This window comes from Streptomyces sp. NPDC052109 (assembly GCF_040680195.1).
Classification (GTDB): domain Bacteria; phylum Actinomycetota; class Actinomycetes; order Streptomycetales; family Streptomycetaceae; genus Streptomyces.
The window spans coordinates 38,242-47,501 of the sequence record NZ_JBFAWF010000039.1 but is presented as its reverse complement, the minus strand read 5'-3'; the positions used below and the strand labels follow the sequence as shown (position 1 = coordinate 47,501).

The 9,260-nt window shown below is 72.4% G+C and carries 7 protein-coding genes; 3 read left to right on the top strand and 4 right to left on the bottom strand.

Going from position 1 to position 9,260, the window contains the following annotated elements; translation table 11 throughout:
• Window positions 1-85: 85 nt before the first annotated feature.
• Genes AB0L59_RS40530 through AB0L59_RS40515 form a run of 4 tightly spaced genes read right to left on the bottom strand, consistent with a single transcriptional unit; the run spans window position 86 to window position 6,973 of the window.
• A complete protein-coding gene (locus AB0L59_RS40530; protein WP_365592754.1) occupies window positions 86-3,241 on the bottom strand; it encodes an amino acid adenylation domain-containing protein in 3,156 nt (1,051 codons plus the stop codon).
• Complete coding sequence (locus tag AB0L59_RS40525) at window positions 3,238-4,461, bottom strand: ATP-grasp domain-containing protein (RefSeq protein ID WP_365592751.1); 1,224 nt, start codon at window positions 4,459-4,461, stop codon at window positions 3,238-3,240. The genes AB0L59_RS40530 and AB0L59_RS40525 overlap by 4 nt, the downstream gene beginning before the upstream one ends.
• Complete coding sequence (locus AB0L59_RS40520) at window positions 4,458-5,927, bottom strand: argininosuccinate lyase (RefSeq protein WP_365592748.1); 1,470 nt, start codon at window positions 5,925-5,927, stop codon at window positions 4,458-4,460. Before AB0L59_RS40520 ends, AB0L59_RS40525 begins: the two co-directional genes overlap by 4 nt.
• On the bottom strand, window positions 5,924-6,973 hold the full coding sequence (locus AB0L59_RS40515) for a cysteine synthase family protein (protein ID WP_365592746.1): 1,050 nt from the start codon (window positions 6,971-6,973) through the stop codon (window positions 5,924-5,926). Before AB0L59_RS40515 ends, AB0L59_RS40520 begins: the two co-directional genes overlap by 4 nt.
• 129 nt (window positions 6,974-7,102) lie before the next feature.
• Here AB0L59_RS40515 and AB0L59_RS40510 point away from each other — a divergent pair, with 129 nt between their 5' ends.
• From AB0L59_RS40510 to AB0L59_RS40500, 3 genes are all read left to right on the top strand, one after another.
• Window positions 7,103-7,342, top strand: coding sequence for an acyl carrier protein (locus AB0L59_RS40510; RefSeq protein WP_365592743.1), 240 nt, complete (start codon window positions 7,103-7,105; stop codon window positions 7,340-7,342).
• An 11-nt stretch (window positions 7,343-7,353) separates the two neighbouring features.
• Complete coding sequence (locus AB0L59_RS40505) at window positions 7,354-8,307, top strand: chlorinating enzyme (protein WP_365592740.1); 954 nt, start codon at window positions 7,354-7,356, stop codon at window positions 8,305-8,307.
• Window positions 8,308-8,403: 96 nt separating this feature from the next.
• Window positions 8,404-9,258, top strand: coding sequence for an alpha/beta hydrolase (locus tag AB0L59_RS40500; RefSeq protein ID WP_365592737.1), 855 nt, complete (start codon window positions 8,404-8,406; stop codon window positions 9,256-9,258).
• Window positions 9,259-9,260 lie beyond the last annotated feature (2 nt).

Genomic DNA, 9,260 nt, shown 5'->3' with positions numbered 1-9,260 from the left:
GCCATGCCCTTGCCCTCGGGCAGCGTGCTGTCGAGAGTGAGCACTCCGCCGACGGGAGCGGTGGTGCGGCTGGGACCCACGCGCGTCACCGCCGCGGGCAGCGGGCGGCGATCAGCGAGGCCACCTCCGCCGCACGGGTCCGGGCGAAGTAGTGGCCCCCACCGTCGAGGGCGACCAGGGACACCGTGGCGGCGACCCGTTCCCACAGCTTGTACCGCTGTGCGTGCTCCGCGGTCCGGGTGTCGTCGGCGGCCACCACGACGTCCACCGGAGTGCCGAGCAGACCTTCCCGCGGAGTGCTCTGGAGACCGGTCAGATACGCGTTGGTCGAGCACACGTCGTGCCGGTAGGCCCGGCCGACCAGGTCGGAGCGCTCCGCGCGCATGCGGTCCAGCTCCACGTACGCACTGTCCTCCGCGAGCAGGGCGGTGACCTGCCGGTCGTCCAGAGCGGACACCTGCGCGCTCTCCTCGGCCAACTCCGAGGGATCATCAAGGAGTTGAGCCGCGAGAAAGAGACGCTCGGCCGGCCGGCCTGCCTGCTGCAGCAGCCGCGCCAGCTCCACCGCGTAGGCGGTGCCTGCGCAGTGCCCCCACAGCAGGACAGGACCGTCCGGCAGCTCCTTCAGCACCCTGCGCGCGACGTCGGCCACGTCGGCGAGTGGCTCGTCCGGCCGGCTGATGTCGTGCCCGGGCAACTCCACGCCGAGCACCCGGACCCCCGAGGGGGCGAGCTCGCGGGCGAGGGCCTGGAAGTTGAGGGCGTTTCCGCCGGCGTAGGGGAAGCAGACCAGGGTGCTCCGGGCGCCGTCGGAGGGAGTGCCCAGGCGCTGCAGCAGTTCCTCCGACCCGGTCGGCGCGGCCGCGTCGAGCACCGTGGCCAGGTCGCGCAGTACCGGGTGGGCGGTGATGTCCCGCAGCGAGATCCGACGGTCCAGCCGCACCACCAGCCGTACCGCCGCCAGGGAGGTGCCGCCGAGCGCGAAGAAGTCGTCGTCCCGCCCGATCCGGCCGACCAGGACGCCCAGCACCTCGGCCCACGTGAGGGCCAGGCGGCGCTCGGTGTCGGTGGCGGGCGGCACGTACGCGCTGGTGCCCTGCGCCAGTTCGGCGGCGAGCCCGGCCAGGTACTTCTTGTCGGTCTTGCCGTTCTCGGTCAGCGGCAGGGCGTCGAGCCGGTGGAAGTACGACGGCACCATGTATTCGGGCAGCGCGGCCGAGAGGAAGTCGCGCAGATCGGCCGACTGCAGGCTGTCCGATCCGGTGTGGAACGCGACCAGGTGCTTGGTCGCGTCACCGCTGCCGACGATCACCACGGCGGTCTCGGCGACGCCCGGCATCTGCAGCAGGCGGTTCTCGATCTCGCCGATCTCGATCCGGTAGCCGCGGACCTTCACCTGCTCGTCGCGTCGTCCCAGGAACTCGATGGTGCCCTCCGGCAGCCAGCGTCCGTAGTCGCCCGTCCGGTACAGCCGGGTGTCCGGCAGATACGGATCGGAGGTGAACGCCTGCGCCGTCCGCTCCGGATCGTTGATGTAGCCACGGCCCACGCACACCCCGGAGAAGGCGATCTCGCCGGGTGCGCCGAGCGGCACGATCTGCAGCCGTTCGTCGAGGATGTAGGTGTTCACGTTGCGCAGGGACCGGCCGACGTGGACCACGGGCAGGTCCCGCTCGGCCCTGCCCCGCAGCACCGCGTGCATGGTGTCGTCCGACACCTCCGTGGCGCCGTAGGCGTTGACCAGGGCGATGTCCGGAAAGAGCGCGAACCACCGTTCCACGAGGCGCGGTTTGAGCGCTTCCCCGGTCACCGAAAGCGAGCGCAGTTCGCCGAGCGCGCGCGGACCGCTCTCCAGACGGGAGAGCATCACGTCGAGAAAGGCGGGGACGACCTGGGCGACCTGGACGCCGCCGTCGGCCAGCAGCTCGATGAACCGGTCGACGTCGAGCTGGTCCGCGGTGTCGACGATGAGGGTGGAGCCGCCGACCAGCAGCGGTGCCAGAAGCTGCCACAGCGAGATGTCGAAGCACTGCGAGGCGGTCTGGGTGACCGTGTCCCCGGCCCTCAGCTCCAGGTCGTCGATCTTGGCGTACAGATGGTTGAGCATGCCCGCGTGCTCGCACATCGCGCCCTTGGGCGCGCCCGTGGAGCCGGAGGTGAAGTAGATGTAGGCGAGCTGTCCCGGCGCGATGGGCCGCCCCGGTGCGGCGGTCCGTCCGGTCCGGTAGGCGTCCTCGACGAGCAGGGCACGGCACTCCTGCCCGCTCTCGGCGATGGCCGAGGTGAGCAACGCCCGGCCGCCGGGCCCGGCCAGGGCGTGCCGGCAAGCGCTGCGCCGCAGTTGATCGGCGACCCGTGCGGCCGGGAAGTCGGGACGCACCGGCAGATAGACGCCGCCCGCCTTGAGCACGCCGAGCGTGGCGGCGAGCCAGTCCAGGGTGCGGTCCGTGACGACGGCCACCACGTCCTCGGTGTCCAGGCCGCCGTCCAGCAGGGCGTGCGCGATCCGGTTGGACCGCTCGTCGAGTTCGCGGTACGTCCACCGCCGCTCGCCGTGCGCGGCGGCGACCGACACCGGACGACGGCGCACCTGCTCCTCGAACAGCTCCACGAACAGCGCGTCCGGCAGCGGTGTGTGCGGACCGCACAGCGTGTCGCGCTGGAAGGCCAGCTCCTCGGCGGACAGCAGGGACTGGCTGTGGTGGTCGGCGCCGGGATCGGCGGCGAGCAGTTCCAGGGCGGTCAGGTGGTAGCCGGTCAGGCGCTCGGCGTGCTCCAGGGTGAGCACGTCCTGGCGGTATGTCAGGGTCATGGTGAGGTCGGCATCGTAGTGCAGCGAGGCCGCCGTGGTGGGGTCGAGTGCGCCGTCCCGGCCGGGGCGCAGGTCGAGCATCGTCTCGGCCGGGGCGGTGACCGGGGCGGCCAGCGCGCGGGCCGCCTCGGCGACCAGCTCCCGCCACGGTCCGTCGGACACGGTCGCGGCGTGTGTGCTCTGCCCGGTGTTGGTGTGGCGGCCGGTCACGAGGCTGCGCTCGGAGGTGACGGCGGCCAGCACCTTCAGATGGACGGCGAACAGCAGGGCCGCCAGGTCGACGCCGAGTTCGTCCGCCCGCCCGCACAGCGCGGCCGACAGCCCGGGCGGGACGGCCCTGCGGTGCTGCACGAAACGGGGCTCGACGACGGCGCCGGCGATCGTCCATCGGGGAAGCCGAGTGCCGGTGGGCCGGTGCGGGTCGCTCATCGGGTCTCCTGGGGTTCGGCGGTGAGTATCTGCAGGTGTGCCGCCGCGCGCTCGGCGCGGGCGGTGGCCGTGGCGGCGTCGGGGCCGGTGGCGACGGCGTAGCCGAAGCGGTCCCGGAACGAGTGGGTGATCTCCAGCTCGGACGTTCCCGGGGACACGGTGATCTCGGCCAGCTCCACACCGGGCACAGCACGCGCGGCCCCGGTCCCGCGGACCTCGGTGACGGCGCCCGCCCGGGCGGCCAGCGCGAAACGGATCGCGGCATGGCCGGACCGCGCCGCCCGGGTGCGGGCCCGGCGGCCGGCCGCCCGGGCCACGGTGGCGGCCACCAGGTCCACCCCCGTGGCCAGCCGCACCAGGGTCGGGATCATGCCTCCGGCCAGTCTGGGATTCACCTCGATCACGACCGGCCCGTCCGGGCTCTGGCGCAGCTCGGTGTGCGCGGGTCCCCAGCCCAGCCCCAGAGCGGACAGCGCGCGCAGTGCGGTGTCCGTGACACCGTCGGGCACATCGGGTGCCGGGAAGTCGTGTCCTGTCTCCACGAAATACGGGGCCGGGCCGAGGTGCTTGGCGACCACGCCGACCACCGTGTCGTCGAACGTCTCGACCGACAGCTCCGGCCCGGTCACGTACTGCTCGACGAGCACCAGCCGTGGAGTCGCCTGGCCCCGCTCGTTGACCGGCGCGTCGAGCAGCGCCGCGGCGTGTTCGCCCACCTCCTCGGGGGTGGCGCACAGCCGGACGCCCACGGAGCCGGAGCCGGTGGTCGGTTTCACCACGACGGGGAGGCCGATGCGCGCGGCGGCCGCGACCGCGCCGGCCGCCTCGACCGCCGTTCGGAACCGCGGCACCGCAACGCCGGCGGCGGCCAGCGCGGCCCGCTGCAGGTCCTTGTTCCGGCAGCGGACGAGCGCGTCCGGGACGGGCGCCGCAAGCCCCAGCCGGGCGGCGGCGGCGGCCGCCGTCGCGACGAAGTACTCCGAGCTGGACGTGACACCGGCGAGGCCCGCGCCGTCGGCCAGACGCCGGCAGACCGCCAGCACCGCCGCGGCGTCGCCGGTGTCCACCGCCAGGTGGTCCACACCGTCTTCGGCCAGGTAGGGATAGCGCTCGGGGGCGGCGGTCAGCACGACGGGCCGCAGCCCCAGTTCCCGCGCCGCCGAGCAGAACTGGCGTCCGGAGCCCGTGGTGTTGCTCTCCACCAGCGCGAACCAGGTCATCGGGCCTCCTCCTGCGGGGCCCGCGCCTCGGTCGCCGTCCGTCCGACGATCGAAGCGGTGGCCGCGGCGAGTCGGGTCCGGGCGGCCGCCTCGCGCCGCTCGGCGCGCGCCAGCCAGTCACGATGGGCGACCAGATCGTCGTACGCGGCGGCGAACACGGCGTCGAAGTCGCCCGGGCCGCCCCCGCTCACCTGTGCGGCCACCAGCGCCGGCAGGGAGACGTCGGCGTCCCGCAGACCGGCGGGCAGATCCTCGGCCGACAGCCGGGTCGCACCCCGCTCGACGGCACGCCGCACGGCACCGCCCACCAGCTGGTGCGCGGTCCGGAACGGCACGTCCTGCCGGACCAGCCGGTTGGCCAGCGCGGTCGCGCCCACGAAGCCCTCCTCCGCGCGCGCGAGCATGCGGTCCGGCACGGGGCGTGCGCCGCTCACCAGCGCCCGCACCAGGATGGCCCCGTCGCGCACGGCGTCGAGGCCCGGGCGGACGGCCGCCACCGCCTCGGTCCCCACCTCGATCGAGTTCGTGAACGGTGTCGATCGGGTCATCGCGGCCGCGGCCGTCCAGGCCCCGATGGCCGTGCCGGCCTTGGCCCTGACGTGTTCGAGGAGAAAGGCGTTGCGCTTCTGCGGCATGGCCGAGCTGCCGCCCACCAGCCGGTCCGGGAAGCCGATGAAGCCGAACTCGGCGCTGCTCCACAGCTGCAGGTCGGTGCCCAGCCGGCTGATCGTCAGCGCGGCGCCCGTGGCAGCCGCCAGGGCGTGCAGGGCGCCGTCCCGGCTCGCCACGGTGTCCAGCGCATGCCGGGCCGGGGCGGCGAAGCCGAGCAGCTGCGCGGTGCGGGCCGGGTCGATGGGCAGGTCCGAGCCCGCGGCCGCCCCCGCCCCCATCGGGCAGCGGTCCAGCGCGTCGACGGCCTGTCGCAGCGCCGTGACGTCCCGCCCCAGCGCGACGGCCACGCCGGTCAGGTAGTAGCCGTAGGTGATGGGCAGAGCCGCCTGATAGTGCGTGTGCACCGGCATCACCACGTCCCGGTGGGCGCGGGCGCGTGCCAGCAGCACCGCCAGCAGCCGGGTCAGCTCGCCGAGCAGAGCCCGCAGTTCGGCACGCAGGCGCAGCGCGGTGACCGTGGCCTTGAGGTCGTTGCGGGACCGTCCGGTGTGCAGCCGGCCTCCCGTGTCCGGCCCGAGCGTCGCGCTCAGCTGCTGTTCGTAGGCCAGGTACAGGCCGCGCGGCACCGGAACGCCGTACAGTGCGCGGAAGTTCTCGGCGCGCAGCTGCTCGATCCGGCGGATCAGGGCCGCCGCGTCGACCGGCGACAGCAGATCGCGCTCGACCAGCATCACCAGGTGAGCGAGGTCGATCTCGGTCGTCAGGGACAGCTCGCCCGCGATCTCGGCCGGAGTGAGGGTGCCGTACACCAGGCGCTGGATCTGGCGGCCGACGGTGGCGGTGAGGCGGCTCATGCGATCAGCTCCCCGGCAGCCGCGCCGACCACCTGGCCGAGGGAACGGCGGCCCCAGGCGTAGCGGGACCACACGTCGCTCGGCCGGGTCGGGTCCACGACCTCGACAGGCTGCTCGGGAGGCGCGCCGGCCAGGCCTCGCGCCGCCAGCCAGGCGTCGTCGTAGACGGTGTCCTGGTAGCGGTGTCCCTCGTCGGGCAGCATGACCACCACTCGGGCGTCGGGATGGCGCCGGGCCCACCAGCGGGCCACCAGATACGCGGCGCCGCTGGTCGGCCCCTGGAACAGTGCCGTCGAGCGGTGCAGCAGGCGGGTGGCGGCGAACGCCTCGGCGGCGGTGCACCAGTGGATCTCGTCGAACTCCCGGTGGTCGAGGTTGCCCGGCATCAGGCTGTTGCCGAGACCGCGCAGCACCCGGCTGCCATCCGGGTGACCGAACAGCACGCTGTGCGGGGTGTCGACGCCGATCGCGCGCAGCCCGGGCCGTGTGGCCCGCAGTGCCCGAGCCGTGCCGCACATCGAACCTCCCGAGCCCACCGGGCCGACCAGGCAGTCGAGTTCGCCGAGCGTGCTTTCCAGATGCTCGGCGACGACGGTGTACGAGGCGGGATTGTCCGGATTGGTGTACTGCTCCGGGCAGAAGGTGTCCGGGCGTTCCGCCCGGATCCGGTCCAGCCGGTCCAGCCGGGCCTGCTGGAAGCCGCCGACGTCGGCGGGGTGCGCGCAGATCTCCACCCGTGCGCCCAGATCCACCAGCCGGCGGTGCAGGGCGGGATCGATCACCGGATCGCTGACGAGCGTGAGCCGGCGCTTCATGAGGGCCGCCTGCATGGCCAACGCCAGCCCGAAGGTCCCGGAGGTGGTCTCCACCACCTCGGTGTTCGGGCCGAGCAGTCCCGACTCCTCGGCCTTCAGCAGGATGTGGCGCGCGGGTACCAGTTTCATCAGCGTGAAGGCCGCGCCGTAGAGGTTGTCGTCGAGCCGGATGATCCTCGGCAGCAGCAGTGATCCGGTCGCGTCACGGTACGTCTTCTCATGTCCACCCATCGCGCTCCCTGCGCAGTCGCCAGCTCGGCGACGGGTTCGCCGTGGCCCGACCACGATCCCCCAGGGCGTTGCCGGGGTCTGCTCAACAGTGAACAGACCGTTCTCGCACGGTTCCCTACGTTCGCTGACATGGAAGCCACACCGCAGGAGACGGTCCTGGAGATCGTCCGTGAAGTGCTCGGCCGGCCCCACATCGGCCTCGATGACGACCTGTTCGACCACGGCGGCACCTCGCTTTCCTTTGTGCGCGTGCTTGCAGGCATCAAGGAGAAGCTGCACGTCACCGTGCGCGCGGCGGACCTCGCCGGCGTCGCCACGCCGCGCCGCCTGACGGCGCGCGCCCTGGCCGCCCAGCCCACCAACCGCTAGGAGGACCCAAGATGACGCAGGACACCTCGGCGCGGGAGTTCGCGCTCACGCCGAAGGAGCTGGAGGAGTTCCAGCTCAACGGCTTCCACGGCCCCTTCAAGGTGTACGAGGTCGAGGAGATGCGCCGCATCTGGCGTACCGAACGTCTCGCGCTGATGGACCGCAGCACCGCGATCTACCAGGAGGAGGCCGCGCAGTCCGGCAACACCAACATCTCCAACTACGACCGGCACCTGGACAACGACTTCCTCGCCGACCACGTGTGCAACCCGCGGATCGTCGACAGGGTCGTCAGCGCGCTCGGCCCCGACGTCCTGTGCTGGCGCACCGAGTTCTTTCCCAAGTACCCCGGCGACGAGGGCACCGACTGGCACCAGGCCGACACCTTCGCCAACGCCTCCGGCACCCCGCAGATCGTGTGGTCCGGCGAGGAGAACGTGCACTTCGGGGGCACGCTGACGGTCTGGACGGCCTTCACCGAGGCCAATGAGGAGACCGGCTGCCTGCAGTTCATGCCGGGCACCCATCAGCAGATGCGCTACGACGAGACGAAGAAGATGCACTACGACCCCGACCGCATCAACAAGGAGGTCAAGGGCGGCATCACGCGCGGGTTCTTCGGCTACGACTACCGCGAGCTGCAGATCGACGAGGACTTCGTCCCGGACGAGTCGAAGGCCGTGCCGATGGTGATGCGCCCGGGTGAGGCGATCATGTTCTGGTCCACCCTGATGCACGCCTCGCTGCCGCACAGCGGCAGGACCGACGAGATGCGGCTGGGCTTCGCCAACCGCTACGTGCCCACGTCGGTGCGGGTCTACCCCGGCACCACCGAGATCATCGAGTACGGCGGCCGGGTCAGCCTCGACCGCTTCGGCTCCGTCCTCGTCTCGGGCGCCGACGAGTACGCACACAACGCGATCGCGACCACCACCACGACCGGGCACCCCTTCACCACGAGGTGACCTGCCCTCGCCGTACCGGAGGTGCCACGTCCCCGCACCGGTCGACGCGGCATTCCGAGCCAACTCCCACCACGAGGACTGGAAGGTGACGCCGTCATGGACACCATCGCCGCCATGGAGATCATCGACAGCGCCGGTGTCGCCGTGCGCGGTCACAGCGCCGGTGAACCGGGCGCGCCGGCCGTGGTGCTCGCCTCCGCATGCGGCATGCCGGTGCGGCTGTGCGAGCCGTGGATGCGGCGGCTCGCCACCGGCCATCATGTGGTCACCTGGGAAACCAGAGGCATGTTCGGCGAGCCGGACGACGCGTCCGCGTTCGACGCGTTGTCCCACGACGTCGCCGCACAGGCCGCCGACCTGGTGGCCGTCATGGACCACTACGGTATCGGCACCGCCCATGTCATGGGCCTGTGCGGCGGGGCCGTGATCGCGCTCCGCGCGGCCGCCGCGGCACCGGACCGGGTCGCCTCGCTGAGCCTGTGGCACGGCGACTTCTCCGGTACCCCCGGCCCCATGACCGACCATCAGCGCAATCTGCGCGGCCTTTTGGAACTGGCGGCACAGAGCCGTGCGGACGCCGCGATGATCAATGAGGCGATCGCGGACACCGCCGCGGCCCAGGTCCCCGCCGACGTCGCCGAGCTGGTCATGCATCCGTACACCACCGACGAACTGTTCCACCGCTACAGCCGGCTCACCCTCGCCACGATGACCGAGGACATCACACCGCACCTGCCGGCGGTCCGGGCACCCGCACTCGTCGTGACCAGCGAGGACGACCACACGGCCCATCCGGACGGCTCGCACCGGGTCGCCGCCGCGCTGCCCGGTGCCCAGTTGCGGGTCGAACCGCACGGCGACCACATCTCCGTCTTCGGCGCCGCTGCCCGGCTCCACCGGATCCTGGCCGACTTCCTCGCCGGCGACCCGTCACCGGCACCGCAGGCGTGAAG

Excerpts from the sequence above, each read along its gene's own strand:
- AB0L59_RS40530 (WP_365592754.1), bottom strand. The coding sequence starts at position 3,241 with ATGAGCGACCCGCACCGGCCCACCGGCACTCGGCTTCCCCGATGGACG.
- AB0L59_RS40525 (WP_365592751.1), bottom strand. The coding sequence starts at position 4,461 with ATGACCTGGTTCGCGCTGGTGGAGAGCAACACCACGGGCTCCGGACGC.
- AB0L59_RS40520 (WP_365592748.1), bottom strand. The coding sequence starts at position 5,927 with ATGAGCCGCCTCACCGCCACCGTCGGCCGCCAGATCCAGCGCCTGGTG.
- AB0L59_RS40515 (WP_365592746.1), bottom strand. The coding sequence starts at position 6,973 with ATGGGTGGACATGAGAAGACGTACCGTGACGCGACCGGATCACTGCTG.
- AB0L59_RS40510 (WP_365592743.1), top strand. The coding sequence starts at position 7,103 with ATGGAAGCCACACCGCAGGAGACGGTCCTGGAGATCGTCCGTGAAGTG.
- AB0L59_RS40505 (WP_365592740.1), top strand. The coding sequence starts at position 7,354 with ATGACGCAGGACACCTCGGCGCGGGAGTTCGCGCTCACGCCGAAGGAG.
- AB0L59_RS40500 (WP_365592737.1), top strand. The coding sequence starts at position 8,404 with ATGGACACCATCGCCGCCATGGAGATCATCGACAGCGCCGGTGTCGCC.